This is a genomic window from Curtobacterium sp. MCSS17_008 (assembly GCF_003234185.1).
Lineage (GTDB): Bacteria > Actinomycetota > Actinomycetes > Actinomycetales > Microbacteriaceae > Curtobacterium.
The window spans coordinates 252,078-274,569 of record NZ_QKSM01000001.1 but is presented as its reverse complement, the minus strand read 5'-3'; the positions used below and the strand labels follow the sequence as shown (position 1 = coordinate 274,569).

Here is a 22,492-nt window from a genome sequence, read left to right as displayed (position 1 = left end):
GTCCGTCCTCGATCCGCCCGCTGCACCCCGCCGGCCGCCGTCAGGAGGACGGGCAGCCGCGGAGCGCGCGGCGCAGGAAGCCCGTCACAGCGGGGCTGCGCAGACCCGACCGGTACGGCGCCTCCGCACTGTCAGAGCAAGGGGTGCAGGTGCCTCGGTCGATCGAGGGAGAACGGCTGGAGCGGGACGTCCCGCGTCAGTGCGAACGGAGCGGGGTGCCGCCGATCCCACGGATTCCACGGAACGGGTTCATCGCGGTGATCATCATTGTCGGCCCCCTCTCGGTCTCGTACAGCCGGTGATGCTCGTGAACACTATCGGTATCGAGAATGCGAGCGCAACCCCTTCCTCGAACATTTCTGGAATTGCATCCGCGAACACTCCCGATGTCGCCGGACGCAGGACGGCCCCGGTACCGCTGGGGTACCGGGGCCGTTCTCGTGTGGGTCGGACTAGACCGCAGCGGGGGCCGACGCCCGGGCCACGATCCCGCCGTCCTCGACGTCGATCCGGACGGTGTCACCGTCGTGCGCCTGCTCGTCGACCACCAGGGTCGCGATGCGGTCGTCGACCTCGCGCTGGAGGAGCCGGCGGAGCGGACGGGCGCCGTACTCCGGCTCGTAGCCGTGCTCGGCGAGCCAGTCGGTCGCCGCGTCGGACACCGACAGGGTCATGCCCTGCGCGAGCAGTCGGAGCGCGGTGTCCTGCAGGAGCAGGTCGACGATCGCGCGGATCTGCGTGCGCTCGAGCTTGCGGAAGAGCACGATCTCGTCGATGCGGTTGATGAACTCGGGTCGCATCGACTCGCGCAGCTTGCCCATCACACGGGCGCGCAGGTCGTCCTCGGAGTAGCCGCCGTCCGCCGATGCCGAGAACCCGAGCGCACCGGAGCGCGACGCGAGGAACTCGGAGCCGAGGTTCGACGTCATGATGACGACCGTGTTCCGGAAGTCGACCGTGCGCCCCTGGCCGTCGGTGAGCCGTCCGTCGTCGAGCACCTGCAGGAGCAGGTTGAAGACGTCGGGGTGCGCCTTCTCGACCTCGTCGAGCAGGACGACCGAGTACGGGTTGCGACGAACGCGCTCGGTGAGCTGACCGGCCTCGTCGTAGCCGACGTACCCCGGAGGGGCACCGACCAGGCGGGAGACGGTGTGCCGTTCGCCGAACTCGCTCATGTCGAAGCGCAGCATCGCGGACTCGTCGCCGAACAGCGACCCGGCCAGGGCCTTGGCGAGCTCGGTCTTGCCGACGCCCGTCGGGCCGAGGAACAGGAAGCTGCCGACCGGACGACGCGGGTCGCCCATCCCGGTCCGGCTGCGCCGGACGGCGGTCGCGATGGCGCGCACGGCGTCGTCCTGGCCGACGACGCGCTCGTGGAGCTCGTCCTCGAGCGCGGCGAGCCGGGAGCGGTCGCCCTGGGTCAGGCGGGTGGCCGGGATGCCGGTCGCGCGGGACACCACCTCGGCGATGTCGCCTTCCGTGATGACACGGTCAGCAGGTGCCGGGCGGGAGGGTCGACCAGCGTCGCCGTCCGCGGCGGCGGTGATCCGCGCCTCCAGTCCGTCGATCTCGTCGCGGAGGCGCGACGCCTCCTCGTACAGCTCCTCGGCCACCGCGCGGTCCTTGTCGGCCTGCAGCTCCGCGACCTGGTCACGGAGCGTCTCGACGTCGACATCGCCCGACAGGGCGAGGCGTCGACGGGCACCGGCCTGGTCGATGAGGTCGATCGCCTTGTCCGGCAGGTGACGGTCGGTGACGTACCGGTGCGAGAGCTCCACCGCGGCGCGCAGGGCGTCGTCGGTGTAGGTCACGTCGTGGTGCTCGGCGTAGCGCGGCGCGAGTCCGCCGAGGATCGCGACGGCGTCCTCGACGCTCGGCTCCCCCACGGTGACCGGCTGGAAGCGGCGCTCGAGCGCGGCGTCCTTCTCGATGCGGCGGTACTCGTTCAGCGTCGTCGCACCGACCAGGTGCAGGTCGCCACGGGCGAGGCGGGGCTTGAGGATGTTGCCGGCGTCCATCGATCCGCCCTCACCGCCGCCACCGGCACCGACGACGGTGTGGAGCTCGTCGACGAACACGATGAGTTCGTCCGCGTGCGCGGCGATCTCGTCCATCGCCTTCGTCAGACGCTCCTCGAAGTCCCCGCGGTAGCGGGTCCCGGAGAGCATGCCGGGGAGGTCGAGCGCGACCACCCGCTTGCCCTGGAGGAGTGCGGGCACGTCGCCGTCGGCGATGCGCTGGGCGAGGCCCTCGACGATGGCGGTCTTGCCGACGCCGGGCTCGCCGATGAGGACGGGGTTGTTCTTGGTCCGGCGGAGCAGGATCTCGACGGTCTGCTCGATCTCGTCGGCGCGGCCGATCACCGGGTCGATGCGGCCGCCGCGGGCGCGCTCGGTGAGGTCGGTGCCGAACTGGTCGAGCGTCGGGGTGTCGCTCTCGGTGGTCTGCGTGTCGGTCGTCCCGGGCATCGGGCGCCCCTCTCGTGCTGCTGCCGCGGCCTGCTGGGCGTGGTCCTGCATGTGCTGCGGGGTGACACCGGCGCTCGCGAGCAGTTGCCCGGTGACGGTGTCCTGGTCCATGACGAGCGCGAAGAAGACGTGCTCGGGGTCGGTGTACGTGCTGCCGAAGCCCTTGGCGGCCTGCGTCGCCTCGAGCAGGATCCGCTGCGCGGTCCCGGTCAGCGCCGGGCGGCCGGTCTGCTCGGGACGGGCGTCGGCGGCGACGGGGAGTCGCTCCTCGACCTCCGCGGCGAACTGCTCCGGGTCGACCCCGGCGCTCCGGACGACCGCGGTGAACGGTTCGGTGCGCACGAGGACGTGCAGGATGTGGAGCGCGTCGATCTCGTGCTGACCCTGCGAGACGGCGTACTCGGCGGTGCGCTGGAGCATCTCGTGGGTGCGACGGCTGAGGAGCCGCGTGATGTCGACCGGTCGTCCCAGCGGTACGGATCGCTGGGCACCGGCCTGCTGGGCCGCGAGGAGCCGTGCGAGGAACGCGTCGAACGCGTCGTCGCCACCGGTCGGGCCGAACGTTGCTGGCAAAGGGACCTCCTGGGAACTTGAGTGCCTTCGACTCAATGCAACGCAGGGGGGCCCGCTCCATTCCCGACGGGCAGGAAAAGTTGCGTCGGTCTGACTCAGGTACGTGCGATCAGCGCGGTCGAGGCCTCCGTCACGCGGACCAGGTCGGCCGGGGCGACCTCGATGTCGAAGCCACGGCGGCCTCCCGACACGAAGATGCTCGGGTACGTCAGCGCTGACGCGTCGACGACGGTGCGGAGCCGGGTCTTCTGCCCGACCGGACTGATGCCGCCGACGACGTAGCCGGTCCGCTTCTCGGCGAGGGCCGGCTGCGCGAGCGTGGCCTTCTTGCCACCGAGGGCCGCCGCGATCGCCTTGAGGTCGAGCCGGTTGGCGACGGGGACGACCGCGACCGCGAGCTGGCCGTCGACCGAGACGACCAGGGTCTTGAACACCTGCTCCTCGCGGAGGCCCAGCGCTGCGGCCGCCTCCTCGCCGAAGTTCGTGGCCGTCTCGTGGTGCTCGTACACGTGCGGAGTGAACGGGATCCCCGCCCGCTCGAGGGCGAGGGTCGCTGGGGTGCTCGGCGATCCTGCGGTCATGCCTGCGATCCTGCCCGCCCGCACCTGCTGGTCCGCGGCGGCACGCGGGGTTACGCTGAACCGACCATGACCGTCGTCGAACTCCTGCTGCGTGCGCTGGCCGCACTGCAGCTCGGCGACGCCTCGGTGCTCGCGCCGGTGCCACTGCTCGCCGTGGCCGCCGTCGGACTCACCGCCGTCGCCGTCACCGTGCTCGTCGTCCGTCTGCTCGCGACCGCACTCGGGATCGATGGCGACCCGACCCGCGCGGGGAGCCCCGGCGCGGCCGTCGAGCGGCCGACGCGCATCGCGTGGAGCCACCCGGACGCCGACGGCCAGGTGCGGTCGCGGGCGCCGGGAGCGGTCACACCCGCCTGACCACCCGCGGGTGGTCGGGTCACGTCGCCGCGTACCCCCTCCACCGAACGGATCGTCATGGACCTCTCGACCCTGCCCGTCGTCGGCAGCCTGCTGCACGCGGGCGCCGACCTGCTCACCGCCCTCACCGTGGGGCTCTCCCCCGTCGCCGGCGGCACCGCCGCCGCCCTCGCCGTCGTCCTGCTCACGCTCGGCGTGCGGACCGCGCTCGTGCCGCTCGCCGTCCTGCAGGTGCGCGCCGAACGGGACCGCCGACGGCTGGCGCCCCGGGTCGCCGCCCTCCGCCGCCGGTACGGCTCGGACAGCCGTCGTCTGCAGGAGGCCGTCCAGCGGCTCTACACCTCGGAGCGGGTCTCGCCCCTCGCAGGCTGCCTGCCGGTGCTCGCCCAGGCGCCCGTGCTCTCGCTCGTGTACTCGCTGTTCACCCACGCGTCGATCGCCGGCACCGCGAACACGCTGCTCGACGCCACGCTCGTCGGCATCCCGCTCGGGCACTCACTGCTCGTGGTCCTGACGTCGCCGCTGTGGACGCACGGATGGGTGGTGCTCGTGCTGCTCGCCGTCCTCGCCCTCACGGTCGAGCTGACACGCCGGTCAGCGGCACGGTGGAGTCCCGACGAGGCGGCGTCGGGGACCCCGGGCACCGGCGCCGCGGCAGCGGTCGCCCGCTGGGTGCCGTTCGTCTCGGTGGTGTTCGCCGCGGTGGTCCCACTCGCCGCCACCGTGTACATCGTGACGAGCGCGGTCTGGACGCTCGGCGAGCGTGCGGCCCTGCGGCGCCTGGTGCGGTGAGCGCAGGTCAGCCGCCCTGGCCCTCCTGCTGCGGCCCCTGGTCGACCGGGTCGTACTCCGTGCCGCGACCCTGTTCCTCGTCGGCGGTCGGCACGTGTCGCTCGGTCCCGGCGCCGTTCGGGCTCGTCGCGACGTAGTCGGCCTCACCGGACTGGGTGTCGTGCGAGAGCGGTTCGAGGGTCTCCGGGTCGGCATCGTGCCGGGAGGCGTCGTGGCGCTCGCCGGTGGCGTCCGTCCCCTGCTGGCTCGTCGGAGGCGTCGTCGGAACGTCGTCCGGGGAGGTCTGGTCGCGGGCCGCTGCGTCGTCGGTGTCGGAGGTCATGGGTCTCGTCTACGCCTCCGGGACTGGACAGCCACCGCATCCGACCGGACGCGCGTGCGGCGCGGTGGGAGCATGGGCGGCGTCCGGCGCGTCCGGACCAGGAGGGCGCATGGCCGACGAGGGCCGCACGGCGGAGCGGGCACGACTCGAGGCACTCGCGTGGGGTGTCGGGGCGTCGCCCGAGGATGCCGCACGTGCTCGGATCGCGCTCGGGGAACTCGACGACCCGGGGCGCTCGGTCCCCGGTCCCGTCGGCGGAGGGGAACCCGCCGGACCGGGTGCCGCGCCCGGGTCGCCGGTCGACACGACCGCCTCGTCCCCGGCCGCCCCCGTGCCGCCCACCGGTCCCCACGATCACGCACCCGGTCCGGGACCGGCCGAGGCGACCGCCGGGGACGGCACGGGCCTCCCGGCAGGCGCCGCGTCGTGGCGGACGTGGGCGCGTGGCCTGCTCTGGACCGCGCGACCACGCGCGTGGATCGCGCTCGGTGCCGCCGCCGCGGTCGGGCTGGCGTTCGCGGCCGGCACGCTGGTGGGCACGTCGCAGGGGCAGCGGGTCGCAGCGCCGAGCACGACACCGACGCCCGGCACCGTCACGCTCGAGGAGCTGCTCGACCTCCCGCAGACCTACGCCGACCAGCTGCCCGGGCCGGTCGAGGCGCCGGTGAGCCTGCGGACGACACGACTCGTGTTCACGAACCGCGCGCTCGACGGGAGCGCCGCCGAGACGCCGTGGAACGTGTGGGCGGGTGTCGGCACGGACCGCGGGACGATCTGCCTGGTGGCGACCGCGAACCGGCTCCAGTCGACCACCGCGTGCTACCCGCGCGACGACGCGTTGCACGGGAACGTCTCGCTGACCGCGCAGTCCATGAGCGGGACACTGACGGTCACGGTCCGTGGAGGCGGCGTCCAGGGGACCGTGACGAACGAGGGCTGACCTGGATGCGCCGCGCCGGGACCGCGTTGGAGCGCTCCGAGGATCTGCCGGGCCCCTCTCGCGCGATCCGGACGGACCGTGCAACACTGGAGGAGCGCACTCGCCGTGGAGTCGTACACAACACCACGTCCGGGTCGACCGGCCCGGACGACGAACCGCGAGCGCGCACCGCACCCCCGCTGACCTGACGGCGGGCTGACGCGTGCTCCGGCATCCCCGGAGGAGGTCAGCAGCGTGTCCACCAACACCACCACCTCGGCCGTGTCGACGCACACGCGGCCGATCACCGTCACCACCCAGTCCGTGGTCGGCATCGCCGTGCTCGGACTCGCGACCTTCTTCGCGATCACCACCGAACTCATGCCGGTCGGGCTGCTCGGGACCATGAGCCGCGACCTCGGCGTCTCCGAGTCGACGATGGGGATCGTGGTGACCGTCTACGCAGGGGCGGTCGCGCTCCTCGCGCTGCCCCTCACCTCGGTCACCGCGCGGCTCCCCCGGAAGGCCGTCCTGGTGTCGACCCTCGTCGGGTACGCGATCTCGAACGTGCTCATCGCCCTCGCACCGTCCTTCGCCGTGGTCTGTGCCGGTCGCGTGGTCGGTGGGGTCGCGCACGCCCTGTTCTTCTCCGTCGCGTCGGCCTACGCCACCCGGATCGTGCCGCCGCGCCTGGCCGGTCGCGCGATCGCCTTCGTCTACTCCGGCAGCTCGCTCGGGTTCGTCCTCGGTGTGCCGCTGGCCACCTGGGTCGCGCAGACCATCGGGTGGCGGCCGGCCGTCGGCGCCGTCGCGCTCGCCGCCGGTGGCCTCGCCGTGGTCGCCCTCGCCTTCCTGCCGAGCGTGCGCGGGACCGCGTCGCCGCACATCGGGTCCCCCCGCGCCTGGGCGCGGACGGGTCTGCTGTCGGTGGTCGTCGCCGACCTGCTGCTCTTCGCCGGGCACTACGTCGTCTACACGTACATCGGGCCGTACGCGATCGATGCCGGGCTCGACGCCGGCATGGTGAGCGGCGCGCTCCTGGTGCTCGGCGGCACCGGGGTCGTCGGGCTCTGGCTGGCCGGGATGTTCGTCGACCGTGCACCACGCCAGACGCTGCTCGCCGCCGTCGCCGTGATGGCCGCCGCCTTCGCGGTGCTGCCGTTCGTGCACGCGTCGCTGCTCGGCACCATGGCCGTCGCGGGTGTCTGGATGGCGGCGAACGGCACGACGGGCACGCTCTTCATGGCCGCCGCGATCCGGACCGGCGGCGTGTCCCCGGACATCGCGGGCGCGCTCGTCAACGGTGCGTCGAACATCGGCATCGCGGGCGGTGCGGCGATCGGCGGGCAGGCCCTCGGCGTCGTCGGACTGCAGTACCTGCCGTTCGCCGGGGTGGTCGTGCTGGTCGGCTCGCTCGGCGTCGTCCTGGCCGCACGCCGCGGCTTCCCCGTGCACACCCACACGCAGGAGCACCTGTCGACGTCGTCCCTCGAGGCCATCACGTCGTCGCTCGCGGTCGTCACGACCTCGGTGCCCGTGGTCGGTCGGGCTGTCCAGACCATCACCGGGTCGGTCGGCGTCGCCACCGGGACGGTCCAGACGGCCACGGGGTCGGTGCGGACCCAGCGTCGGCGCTGACTCCGGTCCGGCGCTGACCTCGCTCCGGCGCTGGCCTCGCTCCGGCGGGCGGACCCGCCGGGACCGGGCCGGCGCCGACCCGCCGGGTACGGGACGGCCGCAGCGCGGGGCTGCCGGGGAGCGCGCAGGGCGGGCGTGTCAGCGAGCGCCCTCCGCGGCGAGCAGCAGGTCGAGTGCCGCGACCTGCCCGGCCACGAGCAGTGCGCGGGCCTCGGCGATCGACATCCACCGCGCGTCGTCCACCTCCGGGACCTCGACGTACCGGCCGGAGCCCCGCGGGAGCTCGAGGCGGACGGTGTTGCTGCGGACCCGGTCGACCGTCAGGTCGTCCGCGTGCAGGGCGAAGACGCGGACACGCTTGCCGGACGCCTGGCGGACCTCGCCGAGGTCGACCACGTCGCCCTCGGGGGCGGGCACGCCGATCTCCTCGGCGAACTCGCGCCGAGCGGCGGCCAGCGGGTCCTCGCCGTCCTCGAGCAGCCCCTTCGGGATCGACCACGCCCGGGGCCGCGTCCGCCAGAACGGTCCGCCCATGTGCGCGACGAAGACCTGCAGGTCCGAACCAGCCGTCGAACCCCGGTGCAGCAGGAGTCCAGCACTGGTGACCACGCCCCCACGGTAGTCCGCCCGGTGCTCCACGACCCGGACCCGCCGAGTCCACCGGACGGCTCGAGCCCACCGGTTTCCACGCCCCCTGCGTCACGGCTCGTCGCACCCACACAGGTCACGTCCGTGAGGGCGAGCCCGAAGCGGGCGGCGATGCGGTGCGGGTGGTCGCGAGCGGACTGCCCGCACGCGTTCGTCGGCAGGTGCGTCGGGTCGGACAGCCCGTACCCGGCGGAGGAGGAGTCACCGAGCGCGACGTACTCGCTGCCGGGGACGCGGCGGCGGGACGGGCGAGGCTACCGGCCCGTCCCGACCGTCGCGGTCAGCGGCGACCCAGGCGCCGCTCGCCCCCGCTGCCGGTCTGGTACTGCAGGCCGTAGTGCTCGTAGAGCACCGGCTCGGTCGACGCCTCGAGCTCGCCGTCGGTCGGGATCGTCGGCGAGTCCTTCACGAGCTTCTTCGGGAAGGCGGTGCGGAGGTGCTTCGGCGCGACCGTGGCGCCGGTGAGCGGGACGAAGAGCAGCTTCTGGAAGCCCGGCAGGCCGGTGGTGACGGCACCGAACGCCGGCTCCGAGGTCGCGGTGTCGTAGTAGATGCTCTCGAGCGTGCCGATCTTGTCCTCGGTCTCGTCGACGACGGGCAGGCCGATCCAGTCACGGATGTTGGCGGCTTCGAACACGGGGTGCTCCCTTCGAGCAGGACAGGTCGCCGCCGAACCTACCGGGCGGTGACCGGCACGTTCACGGCGAAGCGGCAGCCTGCACGGGCAGGGAGTCCACCGCGGCGAGGACGTCGTCCACCCCGACGGCGAGGAGCGCCGGGTCCGGGTCGTCCGCGAAGACGTCGCCGCGCCGGACGGACGCGTCGGTGAGCACGACGTGCGGACCGGACGCGGGCGGGCCCCATGCCTCGGGCGGGGCCGGGCCGAAGACGACGACCGACGGGATCCCGTACGCCGAGGCGAGGTGCGCGGCCCCGGTGTCGACCGTCACGACGAGGGCGGCGGACGCGATGACGCCCGCGAAGGCCTGCAGTTCGAGCGCGCCCGCGAGGACGGCCTCCGGCGGCAACCCGGCCGCCTGTGCGACGGCGGCGGCGCGGTCGACGTCGTCCGCGCCTCCCGTCAGGACGACGTCCAGACCACGCTCCCGCAGCCCGCGCACCACCTCCGCGAAGCGGTCCGTGGGCCAGTGCCGCGCGCCGTGGAAGGCACCGATGTGCACCACGGCCGCTCCGGGCGCGACCGACGGGGTCGCGGGACGGGCGATCGCCACCTCGTCCGGGTCGGCGGGGATCCCGTGCCAGGTGAGCAGGTCGGACCAGCGTTCACGCTCGTGCACGTCGTCCCGCCACGCGGGGCCGTCGTACCCGTGGGTCGGGTCGGCGTGTCCGATCACGCGACGGGCGTCGAGCGCGGCGACGAGGTCGGACGACTCCGGACCCGCGCCGTGCAGGTTCACCGCCACGTCGACGGCCCCGGCGGGCGCGGCGATCGGGTGGTCGAGCCCGTGCTGTGCGAGGTGCACGTCGACCGGGAGCAGCTCGACCACCGGGGCGAGCCAGGCGGTGGTCGCGAGGGTGATGCGGTGGCCGGGGAACGCGCGACGGAGCGCGTGCAGGGCCGGCACGGCGACGAGCACGTCGCCGAGCTTGATGGCGCGGAGGACGAGCAGGTCCGGGCGCCCGTCGGACGGGGGCAGAGCGGGGACGGCGGTCACGGATCGACGCTATCCGCATCCGGCTGTGGCGGTTCCCGGGCGCGGACCGGTACCAAGGAGCATGGCTCTCGCGAAGGACCGTGCCGTGCGCGGTCTGCTCTTCGACCGTGACGACACGCTCGTCATCGACGTCCCGTACAACGCCGACCCGCGCAGGGTCGTGCCCGTCCCCGGTGCCCATCGCGCCGTGGAGCGAGCCCGGGCCGCCGGGCTGCGCGTCGGTGTCGTGACGAACCAGTCGGCGATCGCGAAGGGACTGGCGACCCGCGAGCAGGTCGACGCGACGAACGCCCGGGTCGACGAGCTCGTCGGTCCGTTCGACGTCTGGTGCGTGTGCCCGCACGAGGCCGCGGACGGGTGCTCCTGCCGGAAGCCACGACCCGGCATGGTGCTCGACGCGGCGGAGCGCCTCGGGCTCGATCCGGCCGAGCTGGTCGTCGTCGGCGACATCGGCGCCGACGTGGGCGCCGCCGTCGCCGCCGGCGCACAGGGCATCCTGGTCCCGACGCCGCGCACCCGCACCGAGGAGGTCGAGGCCGCCGGGACGGTCGCCGGGTCCCTCGACGAAGCGGTGTCCCTCGTGCTGGCCCGCGTCCCGGCGGCCCAGGCGTGAGCCCGGGCGAGCGCCCCCGCGTCCTGGTCGTCCGACTCGACTCCTTCGGCGACGTCCTGGTCGCCGGTCCCGCCGTCCGTGCGGTCGCCGCCGGCGCGTCGCACGTCACCATGCTGTGCGGTCCGCAGGGCGCTCCCGCCGCGGACCTGCTGCCCGGCGTCGACCGGGTTCGCGTCTGGGCCGCCCCGTGGGTCACGGAGACCGCCCGTCCGATCGACGACGCCCTGCTCGGCGAGTTCCGTGCGCTCGTCACCGAGGAACAGCCCGACGAGGCGGTCGTCCTCACGTCGTTCCACCAGTCGCCGCTGCCCGTGGCGCTGTTGCTCCGGCTCGCCGGCGTCCCCCGCGTGTCCGGAGCGTCCGTCGACCACCCGGGGTCGCTCCTGGACGTGCGCCTCCGGCCGGGCGAGGACCTGCCCGAGGACCTCCCGGAGCCCGAGCGTGCCCTCCGCATCGCGCAGGCCGCGGGCTTCACGCTGCCCCCGGACGACGACGGGAGGCTCGCGGTGCGTCACGACGCCGTCGCACCGCCCGAGGTGGTCGCCCTGGAGCGGTACGTGGTCGTCCACCCGGGCGCCAGCGTTCCCGCCCGGTCGTGGCCGGAGGGCCACCACCGGGCGCTGGTCGCGGCCTACGCCGAGCGCGGCCTGCCGGTCGTGGTCACCGGCAGCCCGGGTGAGCGCGCCCTGACCGCCGCCGTCGCCGGTGACACCGCGATCGACCTCGGCGGCCGCACGACACCCGCGGAACTCGCCGCCGTCCTCGCGGGCGCCGAGGTCGTCGTCGTCGGCAACACCGGCCCGGCGCACCTCGCCGCCGCGGTGCGGGCCCGCATCGTCAGCCTGTTCTCCCCCGTCGTGCCCGCCGTGAAGTGGGCGCCGTACGCGCCGGACGTCGAACTCCTCGGCGACCAGTCCGCGGCCTGCCGGCTCAGCCGGGCCCGCGAGTGCCCCGTGCCCGGCCACCCGTGCCTGTCCGGAGTGCGCGTGGAGGACGTCCTGGCGGCGCACGAGCGGCTCCTCCTCCGCGCTCAGCGGACAGACGAGGAGAAGCTGCGAGGAGCAGGAGCAGTCGGTGCGTAGCGTGCGGCACTGCTCCTCCTGCTCCTCCTGACCGCTCGGACGCAGCCCGCGCAGGCCGGTCGGGGCAGCTGTCCGGAGGGGCACCGAACCGTCGAAAGGCCCTGCATGCGGATCCTCGTGTGGCACGTGCACGGCGGCTGGATGGACGCCTTCGTCCGCGGCCCCCACGAGTACCTCATCCCGACGACGCCGGCCCGCGACGGCTGGGGCCTCGGTCGGGGCGGCCGGGACTGGCCCGGATCGGCGATCGAGATCGATCCGGCCGACGTCGCGGAGGCCGAGGTCGACGTGGTGGTCCTGCAGCGCAGCGAGGAACTCGAGGAGGCGCGGCGACTGCTCGGCGGTCGACGGGTGCCGATGGTCTTCGTCGAGCACAACACCCCGCGGGTGGACGTGCCGAGCAGCCTGCACCCGATGCGGGACCGCGACGACCTGACGATCGCGCACGTCACGCACTGGAACGCACTGATGTGGGACTGCGGCACGACCCGCACGACGGTGATCGAGCACGGTGTCGTCGACCCGGGCCCGCTGTACACCGGCGAGCTGGAGCGCTTCGGCGTCGTCATCAACGAACCGGTACGCCGCGGTCGCGTCGTCGGCACCGACCTGCTCCCCCGCTTCGCCGAGGTCGCCCCCGTGGACCTGTGGGGCATGGGCCTGGAACGCCTGCCGGAGCTCGGGTTCGGGGACCGCGTCGTCGCGCTCGGCGACGTGCCAGCCGACCCGATGCACGCGGCGCTCGCGCAGCGACGCGCGTACGTGCACCCGAACCGCTGGACCTCGCTCGGCCTGTCGCTCATCGAGTCGATGCACATGGCGATGCCGGTGCTGGTCCTCGCGACGACCGACGCGGCGCGCACCGTGCCCGCCGAGGCCGGCGCGATCGCGACCGACGTCGAGGAACTGGTCCGTGCCGCCAGGACGCTCCTGGAGGACCCCGAGGAGGCCCGCCGCCGCGGGTCCGTCGCCCGTGAGGCCGCACTGGCGCGGCACGCGCTCGGCCGGTACCTCGCCGACTGGGACGACCTGCTCGACGACGCCGTCGCGCGGGGTGCGCGGCGGGAGCACGCGGCGACCGCCGCGCTGGAAGGGAGCCTCCGATGAAGATCGCGATGGTGTCCGAGCACGCGAGCCCGCTCGCCGTGCTCGGCGGTGTCGACGCCGGTGGACAGAACGTGCACGTCGCCGAGCTCTCCGGAGCCCTCGCCGACCGTGGGCACCAGGTGACCGTCTACACGCGACGCGACGACGCCGACCAGCCCATCCGCGTGCTGCTGCGCCCGGGCGTCGAGGTCGTGCACGTCGACGCCGGGCCCGCCCGACCCGTGCCGAAGGACGACCTCTTCCCGTTCATGGACACCTTCGCGTCCGTGCTCGCCGCCGAGTGGTTCATCGACCGACCGGACGTCGTGCACGGACACTTCTGGATGTCCGGGCACGCTGCGCTCGAAGCCGTCAAGCAGGTGCAGACGCGCGCGGGCGGCGTCCGGATCCCCGTCGTGCAGACCTTCCACGCCCTCGGTGTCGTGAAGCGTCGCCACCAGGGTTCCGCCGACACCAGCCCCGCGGAGCGCGAGTGGGTCGAGCCCGCCGTCGGCCGGAGCGTCGACCAGGTCGTCGCCACCTGTTCCGACGAGGCGTTCGAGCTCAAGGCGCTCGGCGTCCCGCTGCACGCCATCTCCGTCGTGCCCTGCGGCGTCGACACGGAGCTGTTCCGCCCGGACGGCCCCGTCGAGGAACGGGGGCGTCCGTTCCGGATCCTCACCGCGTCGCGGCTGGTGCGCCGCAAGGGCGTCGGCACGACGATCGCCGCGCTCGCGAAGCTCCTCGACGAGGGACGTGACGCGGAGCTCGTCGTCGTCGGCGGCGCCGGGGTCGCCGGTGCCGACCTGCCCGACGACCCGGAGTACCAGCGACTCGACGCGCTCGCCCGCTCGCTCGGGGTGCGCGAGCACGTCACCTTCCGCGGCCAGTTGAGCCAGCAGGACATGCCGGCCGTCTACCGCAGCGCCGACGTCGTCGTGTGCGCGCCCTGGTACGAGCCGTTCGGCATCGTGCCCCTCGAGGCCATGGCCTGCGGCCGACCCGTCGTCGCCTCGAGCGTCGGCGGCCTCATCGACACGGTCGTCGAGGACGCGACCGGCCTGCACGTGGCGCCCCGCGACGAGAGCGCGGTGGCCGCGGCGGTCGGTGCACTGCTCGACGACGCCGAGCGCCGGGAGGCGTACGGCCGGGCCGGCCGCGCCCGTGCCGAGTCCCGCTACACCTGGCACAAGGTCGCGGCGGACAGCGAACGCGTCTACGAGCGCCTGATCGCCGGTTCGGTCGGGGGCTCGACCGCTCCGAGCGTCCTCGCCACCGCCAACGGCGGCTCCCCCGCGGCGCCGACCGCGCCCGCCACCCTGACCCCGGGCTCCCGCCCCGGACGCGCCGGACGGACCGCCCGCCCGACGCCCGCGGCACTGCCGCACTCGACGGAGAGGACCGCACGATGACCATCGAGCAGCAGACCGGCACGCGCGAGCCCGGCACCGAGAGCGCCAGCGTCCGCACCGTCGTCGACCACGTCGCCGCCTCCGTCCCCGTGATCGCGTCGCTCGTCGACCACAAGGACCACATCGCCGCCTGGGCCGACGACATCGCCGCGCGCCTGGTCGCCGGACGACGACTCCTCGCCGCGGGCAACGGCGGGTCGGCTGCCGAAGCGCAGCACCTGACGTCCGAGCTGACCGGCCGCTTCGACGGTGACCGCCCCGCGTACTCGGCGATCTCCCTGCACGCCGAGAGCTCGGCCGTCACCGCGATCGGCAACGACTACGGATACGACGAGGTCTTCGCCCGCCAGGTCACCGCGCACGCCCGCGCCGGCGACGTCGTCGTGCTGCTCAGCACGAGCGGGAAGAGCCCGAACCTGCTGCGCGCGGCCGCCGCCGCTCGTGCGGTCGGGGCGCGGTCGATCGCGATGACGGGGCCGCGCCCCAACCCGCTCGCCGAGGCGGTCGACGACGCGATCTGCATCGACGGTCCGTCCGCCAACGTGCAGGAGGCGCAGCTGGTCCTCGTGCACGCGCTCTGCCGGGCGATGGAGCCGGCCCTCCGTCGGGGCGGCCGCCGGTGAGCGGCACGCAGCGCCCCGTCGCGTCCGGCCAGCGGACCGCGGACACCGCGCGGCGTCGGATCGTCGTCGTCGGGGACACCCTGCTCGACGTCGACGTCTCCGGCACGAGCGAGCGGCTGAGCCCGGACGCCCCCGTGCCCGTCGTCGACGTCCGCACCGACGACCGTCGAGCGGGCGGCGCGGGGCTCGTGGCGTCGATGCTCGTGCGCGACGGCCACGACGTCACGCTCGTCACCGTCCTCAGCGACGACGACCGCGCCGACGAGATCCGCGCCCTGCTGCCCGACGTCCACGTCGTCGCCGGTCCGTCCGGGGCGCCCACCCCCGTGAAGACCCGCGTCCGCGTCGTCGACCACGCCCTGGTCCGCATCGACGAGGGCTGCGCGACGCCGCCCGTGCCCGCGACCACCCCGGAGATGACCGCCGCGCTCGAGGGCGCCGACGCCGTCGTGGTCGCCGACTACGGCCGCGGGGTCGCCGCGTCCGAGGGGCTCCGCGAGGCGCTCACCGCCGTCGCACGCACCACCCCGGTCGTGTGGGACCCGCACCCCAAGGGCGCGGCTCCCGTCCCCGGCACGGCGGTCGTGACGCCGAACGCCTCCGAGGCGCGCCGGTTCACCGACCTGCCCGGCGAGGGCGTGCCCTTCGCCACCGACGCGGCCGCCGCACTCGTCGAGACGTGGGGCGTCGACGCCGTCGCCGTGACCCTCGGCGACCGCGGAGCGCTCGTCGCCTCCCGTCGAGGAGGTCCCGGCGACGCGACCCCGGCCGCGCTCGACAGCCGCTTCGTGCCCGCCCCGTCCGTGACCGCCGGCGACCCCTGCGGCGCCGGCGACCGGTTGGCCTCCGGCGTCGCGGTCGCCCTGGCCGACGGCGTCGCCGTCGCCGATGCCGTCGCCGCGGGCGTGCTCGCCGCCTCCGAGTACCTGGCGGCCGGTGGCGTCACCGCGCTCTTCGCCGACGACGGCCCCGCCCCCGTGCAGGTGCCGGGCGCCGACCGCGACGCGATGCGGGTCGTCCACGAGGTCCGGAGCGCCGGCGGCACCGTCGTCGCCACCGGCGGTTGCTTCGACCTGCTGCACGCCGGTCACGCCCGCACCCTGTCGGCGGCGCGGGCGCTCGGCGACTGCCTGGTCGTCTGCCTCAACTCCGACGACTCGGTCCGCGCGCTCAAGGGACCCGAGCGGCCGATCATGAGCCAGGACGACCGCGTCGAACTCCTCCTCGCGCTCGACTGCGTCGACGCCGTGGTCGTCTTCGACGAGCACACGCCCGACGAGGCCCTGCGCCGCTTCCGCCCGGACGTCTGGGCGAAGGGCGGCGACTACGCCGCGAGCGAGCTCCCCGAAGCGGCAACGCTGGCGGAGTGGGGCGGCCGGGTCGTCACCGTCCCGTTCCACCCCGGCCGGTCCACCACCCGGCTCGCGGCGGCACTCGCCGCCGTCGGCTGACCCGGCACCGTCCCGACCCCGCACCGGACGGGAGGCACGGCGCACCGCCGCCGCGTGCCTCCCGTCCGGCGCCCGTCACACTCGTCCCGTCGGCACCGCCGACGGACCCGCACCACGCACCTCCCGGAAGGAAGTCCATGCCCGTCCCCACCACCCCCATCGGCCGCGTCCTCGTCACCGGCGGCGCCTCGGGTCTCGGCGCGGCGGTCGTCGCCGCCGTCGCCGAGGCCGGCGGCACCCCGATCGTCCTCGACCTCCGCGTCGACGCGGTGCCCGAGGGCACCGACGCCGTCGCCGTGGACGTGACGGACACCGCGGCGACAGAGCGCGCCGTCCGCGAGGCAGCGGAGCGCCACGGCGGTCTCGACGCCGTCGTCACCGCTGCGGGCATCGACACGCCGGCTCCGATCGGCGGCATCTCGTCGGGTGACTGGGAGCGCATCGTCGGTGTGAACCTGCTCGGCACCGCCGCGGTCGTCCGCGCCGCGCTCCCCGCGCTCGAGGCCGCGCACGGCCGCGTCGTCACGATCTCGTCGTCCCTCGCGCTGCGCGGCGTCGGCGACGGCACCGCGTACTCGGCGTCGAAGTTCGGCGTGCGCGGGTTCTCGCAGGCGCTCGCGGCCGAGACCGCGGGCCGCATCGGCGTGACGAACATCATCCCCGCCGGCATGCGCACGGCGTTCTTCGAGGGCCGCACCGAGCAGTACAAGCCGGGCCCGGACGCCCAGCTCATCGAGCCGGAGTACGTCGCGAACTCGATCCTGTTCGCGCTGTCGCAGCCGGCCGGCTGCGAGATCCGCGAGCTGTCCATCATGCCCGCGACGGAGCCGAGCTGGCCGTAGGCGGACGCTGACGCGCGGACGGGAGGCGCGGTGCCAGCCGGCACCGCGCCTCCCGTCCGCATGCGCGCCGGTGCACGCGACCCGCTCCCGCCCCGTCCCGCTACCCCGGCTTCTGGTCGCACGACCCGCCGCTCACCTCCCGTCCGAGCGGCGGGTCGTGCGACCGGAACGCCCGCGGGCGGCGGGTCGTGCGACCGGAACGCCCGCGGGCGGTGCCCCGGAGGTCGGGCCTCAGGCGATCGGTACCGCCACGCGCGTTCGCGGACGCACCGTCGCGAGCAGGTCGGCCACGTCGGCGAGCACGGCCTCGGGCTGGACCTCGTCGACGTACGACGGGTCGTGCTCGCAGCGCTCGGCGGACCAGCCGACCTGGGTGACGTCGATCCCGCACACCGGGCACCGGGTCACGAACGACAGGTGCACGCGGTGCCGCCCGCGGTCCACGGGTCCCGCGTTCACGACGTTGCCGAACCAGAACACCCCGACCGTCGGGGTGCCGACCGCCACCGCCAGGTGGCGCGGGCCCGAGTCGTCGCCGACCAGGACGTCGGCGGCGGCGAGCACGGCGGGCAGCTCGGCGAGGGGCAGCGCGTCGGTCAGGTCGTGCAGCCGTTCCTGCAGCGCGGCGGGTACTGCTCCGCGGATGGCCTGCGCCGCCGGCACGTCCGAGGCATCCCCGACGAGCACGACGTCGTCGCCGGCTTCGAGCCGGGCGGCAACGACGGCTGCGAAGCGCTCGGGGCTCCACCGTCGGCGGGGGTCCGTCGCGCCGGGGTGGACGGCGAGCAGGCGCCCGGTCACGCCGAGGCGGTCGCGGACGGCCTGCCGTTCCCCTGACCCGACGTGCACGCGCGGGTCGAGGGTGACGGGAGCGGCACCGGCGAGCGAGACGACCTCGAGCCCCCGGAGCACCTCGTGCTGGTAGTAGACGTAGCGGACCCAGCGCTCGAGGACCTCGGCGTCCTCGGTGGCCGTGCCGACGGTGTGGCGAGCACCGAGGCGGAGCAGGAACGGGTTCGAGTTCCGGCCACCGCCGTGCAGCTGCACCGCGAGGTCGAACCGGCCGCGCAGCCGTCCCACGAAGTCCTCGAGGGTCGGAGCACCCTCGCCGCCGTCCCGCACGCCCGGCACCACGGGCAGCTCCTCGAACGCGTGCACCGCGTCGGTCCGGCCGCGGAGGACGGCCGGGGCCAGTGGACTGCCGAGGAGGGTGATGCGGGCGTCGGGGTACGCGGCGTGCAGGGCCTCGACGGCGGGGACCGCGAAGAGCAGGTCCCCCAGGCCGCCACCGCGGAGCACCGCGATCTCCCGGACGTCGTCGAACCGTTCTCCACCGTTGCCGATCAGTTGCACCCCACCCGTCTACCGGAGCGGTCCCGAGAGGACTGTCGGAGCAGAGCGGTGACGGTCGGCCGGGTGCGCTCCCCGGACGAGCCGCGCGAATCCGTACCGGCACCCAGGAGCAGCAGAGGAACGTGGAGGAACTGCCCGTCTCCCGGAAGGACACCATGACGCTCGCCTCCCCGTCCCCCACCGCGACCGACGCCGACCACCTCGTCGTCACCGACCCGGTCGACGGTTCGATCGCCACGACGACGCCCCGGTCCACGCCGGAGGACGTCGCGAACGCGGTCGCACGCGCACGGGCGGCCGCGCCCGCATGGGCACGCACGGCACCGGCGGAGCGCGGCGCGCTGCTGCACGCGGCAGCGGAGCACCTCCGGGCGCACGCACAGGAGCTCGCCGACCTCAACACGCGCGAGACGGGGAAGGTCCCGGGCGACGCGCTCGGCGGCGTGCAAGCGGGCATCGGGACGCTCGTGCAGTACGCCGAGCTCGGACCGGTCCACCGTGGCGAAGCCCTGCGCGGCCAGTTCGGCGCGGCCGACTGGTCGGTGCCGCACCCCCGCGGCGTGGTCCTCGCCCTGACGCCGTGGAACGACCCGGTGGCGGTCGCGCTCGGGATCCTGGGTGCCGCGATCGTGACGGGCAACACCGTCGTGCACAAGGGCAGCGAGCGGTGCCCGGGGACCATCGCCCGGCTCAACGCGCTGCTCGCCGAGGTCCTGCCCGAGGGCGTCCTGGTCGGCGTCGACGGGGATGCGGCGACCGGTGAGGCACTGCTGCAGCAGGACGGCATCGACGTGTACGCCCACGTCGGCTCGACCGCGACCGGGGACCGGCTCGCCGAGGTCGCGGCGACGACGCGCGCGCACGTCATCCGTGAGAACGGCGGCAACGACGCGGTCGTCGTCGACGCCGACGTCGACCCGGCGTGGGCCGCGGCCCAGGTCGCCCTGGGGGCCTTCGCGAACACCGGGCAGATCTGCACCAGCGTCGAGCGCGTCTACGTGCACCGCGACGTCGCCGAGGAGTTCACGACCGCGCTCGTCGACGAGGCGGAACGTCGCACGGCCGCCCCCGCGGCCGAGTTCGGCCCCCTCGTCGACGACCGGCTCCGCCGCACCGTGCAGGAGCACGTCGACGAGGCCGTCCAGCGCGGCGCCACCGTCCGGACCGGTGGGGTCACCCCGGGCGGCACGGGGACCTTCTACCCGGCGACCGTCCTGACCGACTGCTCGGACGACATGCTCGTGATGACGGAGGAGACGTTCGGACCGATCGCACCGGTCCGGGTCGTCGGATCGTTCGACGAGGGTCTCCGCCTCGCCGCGGCCGACCGCTACGGCCTCGCCGCGACGGTCCTGACCGGTGACACCGGCCACGCCCTCCGTGCAGCGGCGGAGCTGCCGGTCGGCACCGTCAAGGTGAACGCCGTGTTCGGCGGTGCACCGGGTGGCAGCGCCCAGCCCCGCGGCGCCTCGGGCGCCGGCTTCGGGTACGGCCCGCACCTGCTCGACGAGATGACCACCACCACCGTGGTGCACCTCGAGGCGGCTCCCGCCCGGACCGCCACCGGAGGCACCCGATGACCGCCGACGTCCGTCTCGTCCGCGACCTCGTCGCATCCGTCGACGACCGCGAACCCCTCGTCGTCGTCATCGGCGACTGCATCCTCGACCGCTGGACCGTCGGCGAGGCCGAGCGTGTCTCGCGCGAGGCCCCGGCACCCGTCGTCCGCGTGACCGAGACCGTCGCCGTGCCCGGCGGCGCCGCGAACACCGCGGTCAACGCCCGCGCCCTCGGCGCCAGGGTCCGCATGGTCGGTCTCATCGGAGACGACGAGTCCGGTCGGGTGCTCCGCGAACGGCTCGACGCAGCCGGCGTCGACACGACCTTCCTGGTCGAGGTCGCGGGAGCCCGCACCACCACGAAGTCCCGGGTCGTCGGGGGCGACCGCGTGGTCGTCCGCGTGGACGAGCTCGCTGCGACGCCCGACGCGCACGCCGGCACGCGCCTCGGCGAGGCCGTGGCCCGCGCGGTCCGGTGCGCCGACGCCGCGGTGGTGTGCGACTACGGGCTCGGTGTGCAGCCCGAGGACATCGTGCCGGTCCTCGACCGCGATCGCCCCGGCGCCGTCGTCGTCGACGCCCACGACCTCAGCCGCTGGGCGGACCTGCACCCCGACCTCGTCACCCCGAACGCCGGCGAGACCGCCGGGCTGCTCGGTCGCGAGCTCGGTGCGGGCTCCGCGCGGGTCCCCGTCGTCGTGGATGCCCGCGACGAGGTCCTCGCCCGCAGCGGTGCACGCGCCGCGGTCGTCACACTCGACCGCGACGGCACGGTGCTGCTCGAGCCGGGCGACGACCAGGCCTTCCGCACCCGAGCGACCCCCGCCTCCGAGCAGCAGGCCTCCGGTGCCGGCGACACGTTCTGTGCGGCGGCGACGGTCGCGCTGGCGGTGCAGGCGCCGCTGCGCGACGCCATCGCCGTCGCCCAGGCGGCCGCCGACGTCGTCGTCCGCGAGGCCGGCACCTCGGTGTGCACCGCAGCCGCCCTGATCGACTCGGTCACGGCACCGGCGGCCACCGTGGTCGACCACGACGACCTGGCGCTCGCCGTCGAGGCCGCCCGCGCCGCCGGCCGTCGTGTCGTCTTCACGAACGGTTGCTTCGACGTCGTCCACCGCGGCCACACCACGTACCTGCGGCAGGCACGCGAGCTCGGCGACCTGCTCGTCGTGGCCCTCAACGACGACGACTCGGTCCGTCGGCTGAAGGGTCCGGAGCGGCCGATCAACACCGCGGAGGACCGTGCCGGCGTCCTCGCCGCACTCGCGTGCGTCGACCTGGTCACGGTCTTCGCGACCGACACCCCGATCCCGCTCATCGAGCGGCTGCGTCCCGAGGTGTACGTCAAGGGCGGCGACTACTCCCCCGAGATGCTCGAGGAGACGGGCGTCGTGCGTGCGTACGGCGGCGAGGTCGTCATGGTCGACTACGTCCCGGAGCACTCGACGACCGCGGTCGTCCGTCGCATCCGCGAGGCCACCGCCGCGGCCGCGGGTCCCACCCCGGCACCGGAGCCCGCGCCGGCGTCGACGAACGACCCCGACCCGGCACCGTGACGGCGCGCTGGTCCGGCGCCTGGGGCCGCCCGCTCGAGGGCGAGCCCGTGGCGGCCGAGGTCGACGTCCTGGTCCCGACCGTCGGTCGGCCCGCCGAGCTGGCGACCACCCTCGCCGGGCTCGCCGCGCAGACGGACGTGGCGTTCCGCCTCGTGCTCAGCGACCAGTCCGCGGGCCAGGACGCCTCCGCCGAACCGGCGGTCGCCGCGATGCTCCGCGTCCTGGAGGCGCAGGGTCGCCCGGTCACGCTCCTCGCCCACCCGGAACGGCGTGGGCTGGCCGAGCACCGCCAGCACCTGCTCGACCACGCCACCGCTCCGGCGGTGCTGTTCCTCGACGACGACGTCTGGCTCGAGCCGGGCACGGTCCGACGCATGCTGGACGCCCTGCGCGACCTCGGGTGCGGCTTCGTCGGCAGCGCCGTGCAGGGCCTGTCGTACCTGCAGGACCGCCGCCCACACGAGACGGCGGTGTTCGAACGGTGGGACGGTCCCGTGGTGCCCGAGGTGGTCCGCCGCGGGTCCCCCGGGTTCGACCGGCTGTCGCTGCACAACGCCGCGAACCCGGCACACGTCGCCGCGGAGCTCGACGTCGAACCGGGCGGCTGGGTCCCCTACCGGGTGGCGTGGGTCGGCGCGTGCGTGCTGTACGACCGGTCCGCACTCGAGGCGGTCGGCGGGTTCGGCTTCTGGCCGACGCTGCCCCCGGAGCACTCCGGCGAGGACGTCGTCGCGCAGTGGCGGGTGATGGAACGCTTCGGCGGCGTCGGGATCATGCCGTCCGGCGCCGTGCACCTCGAGAGTCCGACGACGGTGACCGACCGCCGGGTCGACGCGCCGGACGTGCTCTTCGCCGACCACGAGACCGCGCCGCACCAGCGCTGACGCCGCGCTGCCACGGGACAGACCGGAGGCACGGGCGGGCTGGAGGCACGGGGCGGG

21 protein-coding genes are annotated in these 22,492 nt (G+C 74.7%); 14 read left to right on the top strand and 7 right to left on the bottom strand.

Annotated features, from left to right (window positions below; all coding sequences use genetic code 11):
- Positions 1-452: 452 nt before the first annotated feature.
- Together DEJ23_RS01270 and ybaK are read right to left on the bottom strand one after the other, a co-directional pair.
- Complete coding sequence (locus DEJ23_RS01270) at positions 453-3,041, bottom strand: ATP-dependent Clp protease ATP-binding subunit (protein WP_111238454.1); 2,589 nt, start codon at positions 3,039-3,041, stop codon at positions 453-455.
- Positions 3,042-3,136: 95 nt separating this feature from the next.
- Positions 3,137-3,622: a Cys-tRNA(Pro) deacylase gene (gene ybaK, locus DEJ23_RS01265; RefSeq protein ID WP_111238453.1), complete on the bottom strand. Its 486-nt coding sequence runs from the start codon at positions 3,620-3,622 to the stop codon at positions 3,137-3,139.
- A gap of 66 nt (positions 3,623-3,688) precedes the next feature.
- On the opposite strand from ybaK, the gene DEJ23_RS01260 reads away from it, so the two are divergent.
- Together DEJ23_RS01260 and DEJ23_RS01255 are read left to right on the top strand one after the other, a co-directional pair.
- The gene (locus tag DEJ23_RS01260; protein ID WP_111238452.1) at positions 3,689-3,979 is read left to right on the top strand and encodes a hypothetical protein; all 291 of its coding nucleotides are present in this window, start codon (positions 3,689-3,691) and stop codon (positions 3,977-3,979) included.
- Between the two features lie 57 nt (positions 3,980-4,036).
- Positions 4,037-4,771, top strand: coding sequence for a membrane protein insertase YidC (locus DEJ23_RS01255; protein ID WP_111238451.1), 735 nt, complete (start codon positions 4,037-4,039; stop codon positions 4,769-4,771).
- Between the two features lie 7 nt (positions 4,772-4,778).
- On the opposite strand, the gene DEJ23_RS01250 is transcribed toward DEJ23_RS01255, so the two are convergent.
- A complete protein-coding gene (locus tag DEJ23_RS01250; RefSeq protein ID WP_111238450.1) occupies positions 4,779-5,093 on the bottom strand; it encodes a hypothetical protein in 315 nt (104 codons plus the stop codon).
- Positions 5,094-5,202: 109 nt separating this feature from the next.
- On the opposite strand from DEJ23_RS01250, the gene DEJ23_RS01245 reads away from it, so the two are divergent.
- Positions 5,203-6,033 (top strand): hypothetical protein, encoded by an 831-nt coding sequence (locus tag DEJ23_RS01245; protein WP_111238449.1) that lies wholly within the window; start codon positions 5,203-5,205, stop codon positions 6,031-6,033.
- A gap of 234 nt (positions 6,034-6,267) precedes the next feature.
- Positions 6,268-7,650 carry an MFS transporter gene (locus DEJ23_RS01240; protein ID WP_258375199.1) on the top strand — a complete coding sequence of 461 codons (1,383 nt, stop codon included), beginning with the start codon at positions 6,268-6,270 and terminating at the stop codon, positions 7,648-7,650.
- Between the two features lie 138 nt (positions 7,651-7,788).
- On the opposite strand, the gene DEJ23_RS01235 is transcribed toward DEJ23_RS01240, so the two are convergent.
- From DEJ23_RS01235 to DEJ23_RS01225, 3 genes are all read right to left on the bottom strand, one after another.
- A complete protein-coding gene (locus DEJ23_RS01235) occupies positions 7,789-8,259 on the bottom strand; it encodes an NUDIX domain-containing protein (RefSeq protein ID WP_258375198.1) in 471 nt (156 codons plus the stop codon).
- 319 nt (positions 8,260-8,578) lie between these two features.
- Complete coding sequence (locus DEJ23_RS01230; protein WP_111238448.1) at positions 8,579-8,935, bottom strand: PRC-barrel domain-containing protein; 357 nt, start codon at positions 8,933-8,935, stop codon at positions 8,579-8,581.
- A 61-nt stretch (positions 8,936-8,996) separates the two neighbouring features.
- Positions 8,997-9,974 (bottom strand): glycosyltransferase family 9 protein, encoded by a 978-nt coding sequence (locus tag DEJ23_RS01225; RefSeq protein WP_111238447.1) that lies wholly within the window; start codon positions 9,972-9,974, stop codon positions 8,997-8,999.
- Between the two features lie 61 nt (positions 9,975-10,035).
- Here DEJ23_RS01225 and DEJ23_RS01220 point away from each other — a divergent pair, with 61 nt between their 5' ends.
- The 7 genes from DEJ23_RS01220 (at position 10,036) to DEJ23_RS01190 (ending at position 17,083) form a co-directional block, all read left to right on the top strand.
- Complete coding sequence (locus DEJ23_RS01220; RefSeq protein WP_111238446.1) at positions 10,036-10,587, top strand: HAD-IIIA family hydrolase; 552 nt, start codon at positions 10,036-10,038, stop codon at positions 10,585-10,587.
- On the top strand, positions 10,584-11,669 hold the full coding sequence (locus tag DEJ23_RS01215) for a glycosyltransferase family 9 protein (RefSeq protein WP_111238445.1): 1,086 nt from the start codon (positions 10,584-10,586) through the stop codon (positions 11,667-11,669). Before DEJ23_RS01220 ends, DEJ23_RS01215 begins: the two co-directional genes overlap by 4 nt.
- Positions 11,670-11,774: 105 nt before the next feature.
- Positions 11,775-12,776 (top strand): glycosyltransferase, encoded by a 1,002-nt coding sequence (locus tag DEJ23_RS01210; RefSeq protein ID WP_111238444.1) that lies wholly within the window; start codon positions 11,775-11,777, stop codon positions 12,774-12,776.
- The gene (locus DEJ23_RS01205; RefSeq protein WP_111238443.1) at positions 12,773-14,167 is read left to right on the top strand and encodes a glycosyltransferase; all 1,395 of its coding nucleotides are present in this window, start codon (positions 12,773-12,775) and stop codon (positions 14,165-14,167) included. The genes DEJ23_RS01210 and DEJ23_RS01205 overlap by 4 nt, the downstream gene beginning before the upstream one ends.
- On the top strand, positions 14,164-14,790 hold the full coding sequence (locus DEJ23_RS01200) for an SIS domain-containing protein (RefSeq protein ID WP_111238442.1): 627 nt from the start codon (positions 14,164-14,166) through the stop codon (positions 14,788-14,790). Before DEJ23_RS01205 ends, DEJ23_RS01200 begins: the two co-directional genes overlap by 4 nt.
- Positions 14,787-16,241 (top strand): PfkB family carbohydrate kinase, encoded by a 1,455-nt coding sequence (locus DEJ23_RS01195; protein WP_111238441.1) that lies wholly within the window; start codon positions 14,787-14,789, stop codon positions 16,239-16,241. Before DEJ23_RS01200 ends, DEJ23_RS01195 begins: the two co-directional genes overlap by 4 nt.
- A gap of 137 nt (positions 16,242-16,378) precedes the next feature.
- Complete coding sequence (locus DEJ23_RS01190) at positions 16,379-17,083, top strand: SDR family oxidoreductase (RefSeq protein ID WP_111238440.1); 705 nt, start codon at positions 16,379-16,381, stop codon at positions 17,081-17,083.
- 231 nt (positions 17,084-17,314) lie between these two features.
- Here the strand turns inward: DEJ23_RS01190 and DEJ23_RS01185 are convergent, their stop codons facing one another.
- Positions 17,315-18,436 (bottom strand): glycosyltransferase family 9 protein, encoded by a 1,122-nt coding sequence (locus DEJ23_RS01185; protein ID WP_111238439.1) that lies wholly within the window; start codon positions 18,434-18,436, stop codon positions 17,315-17,317.
- Positions 18,437-18,591: 155 nt separating this feature from the next.
- Between DEJ23_RS01185 and DEJ23_RS01180 the strand changes: the two genes are divergently transcribed.
- From DEJ23_RS01180 to DEJ23_RS01170, 3 genes are read left to right on the top strand one after another with little or no spacing between them, the layout of a single operon-like run.
- Positions 18,592-20,016, top strand: a complete 1,425-nt coding sequence (locus DEJ23_RS01180) for an aldehyde dehydrogenase (protein WP_111238714.1) — start codon at positions 18,592-18,594, stop codon at positions 20,014-20,016.
- Positions 20,013-21,551: a D-glycero-beta-D-manno-heptose 1-phosphate adenylyltransferase gene (gene rfaE2, locus DEJ23_RS01175; RefSeq protein ID WP_111238438.1), complete on the top strand. Its 1,539-nt coding sequence runs from the start codon at positions 20,013-20,015 to the stop codon at positions 21,549-21,551. The genes DEJ23_RS01180 and rfaE2 overlap by 4 nt, the downstream gene beginning before the upstream one ends.
- Complete coding sequence (locus DEJ23_RS01170) at positions 21,548-22,435, top strand: glycosyltransferase (RefSeq protein WP_111238437.1); 888 nt, start codon at positions 21,548-21,550, stop codon at positions 22,433-22,435. Before rfaE2 ends, DEJ23_RS01170 begins: the two co-directional genes overlap by 4 nt.
- The last annotated feature ends 57 nt before the right edge of the window (positions 22,436-22,492 follow it).

What these genes read in the sequence shown, in the direction of transcription:
- DEJ23_RS01210 (WP_111238444.1), top strand. Translation starts at nt 11,775, where the DNA reads ATGCGGATCCTCGTGTGGCACGTGCACGGCGGCTGGATGGACGCCTTC.
- DEJ23_RS01190 (WP_111238440.1), top strand. Translation starts at nt 16,379, where the DNA reads ATGCCCGTCCCCACCACCCCCATCGGCCGCGTCCTCGTCACCGGCGGC.
- DEJ23_RS01200 (WP_111238442.1), top strand. Translation starts at nt 14,164, where the DNA reads ATGACCATCGAGCAGCAGACCGGCACGCGCGAGCCCGGCACCGAGAGC.
- DEJ23_RS01255 (WP_111238451.1), top strand. Translation starts at nt 4,037, where the DNA reads ATGGACCTCTCGACCCTGCCCGTCGTCGGCAGCCTGCTGCACGCGGGC.
- DEJ23_RS01205 (WP_111238443.1), top strand. Translation starts at nt 12,773, where the DNA reads ATGAAGATCGCGATGGTGTCCGAGCACGCGAGCCCGCTCGCCGTGCTC.
- DEJ23_RS01245 (WP_111238449.1), top strand. Translation starts at nt 5,203, where the DNA reads ATGGCCGACGAGGGCCGCACGGCGGAGCGGGCACGACTCGAGGCACTC.
- rfaE2 (WP_111238438.1), top strand. Translation starts at nt 20,013, where the DNA reads ATGACCGCCGACGTCCGTCTCGTCCGCGACCTCGTCGCATCCGTCGAC.
- DEJ23_RS01250 (WP_111238450.1), bottom strand. Translation starts at nt 5,093, where the DNA reads ATGACCTCCGACACCGACGACGCAGCGGCCCGCGACCAGACCTCCCCG.
- DEJ23_RS01220 (WP_111238446.1), top strand. Translation starts at nt 10,036, where the DNA reads ATGGCTCTCGCGAAGGACCGTGCCGTGCGCGGTCTGCTCTTCGACCGT.
- DEJ23_RS01260 (WP_111238452.1), top strand. Translation starts at nt 3,689, where the DNA reads ATGACCGTCGTCGAACTCCTGCTGCGTGCGCTGGCCGCACTGCAGCTC.
- ybaK (WP_111238453.1), bottom strand. Translation starts at nt 3,622, where the DNA reads ATGACCGCAGGATCGCCGAGCACCCCAGCGACCCTCGCCCTCGAGCGG.
- DEJ23_RS01180 (WP_111238714.1), top strand. Translation starts at nt 18,592, where the DNA reads ATGACGCTCGCCTCCCCGTCCCCCACCGCGACCGACGCCGACCACCTC.